Genomic DNA, 452 nt, shown 5'->3' with positions numbered 1-452 from the left:
ATGCTGGCCTGTTACTTCATCCTTGATGGCTCATGGCGCCTTGGCCCTACTCCGTTACCGTCAGGCCCCTGAGGCCCCTCAAGCACCGTTCGGCGCCGTGACCGGCGCCCGGTTGAAGAAATAGATGCCGTGCGGCGAGCGACCCACCGCGATCGTCTGGATCAGCTTGCGCGTGTTGAGATCGATGATGCCAATGTGCTTCGCGAAGCGGAAGGTAACCCACAGATAGCGTTTGTCGGCGGAAAGTTCCATGTCGTCCGGTCCGGGCATCAGACCGGTGATGTCGCCGACGTTGGTGAGCGTGTCTTCGTCGATGATGCTGATCGTGCTAGCTACCCGGTTCGACACCGCGACGTGCTTGCCGTCGGCGAGTGAGCGGAAGTTGTGCGCGCCCTTGCCCGTGTGAATCGTCTTGACGACCTTCTGGTTGCGCCAGTCCACCACGGCGACGT

1 pseudogene is annotated in these 452 nt (G+C 61.5%); it reads right to left on the bottom strand.

Annotated features, from left to right (window positions below):
* Window positions 1-78: 78 nt before the first annotated feature.
* Window positions 79-452, bottom strand: a pseudogene (locus VSR34_RS38585) (YncE family protein); the annotation flags it as partial.

Source organism: Paraburkholderia sp. JHI2823 (assembly GCF_038900695.1).
Taxonomy (GTDB): domain Bacteria; phylum Pseudomonadota; class Gammaproteobacteria; order Burkholderiales; family Burkholderiaceae; genus Paraburkholderia; species Paraburkholderia mimosarum.
This window is presented reverse-complemented; position numbering and strand designations above follow the sequence as displayed.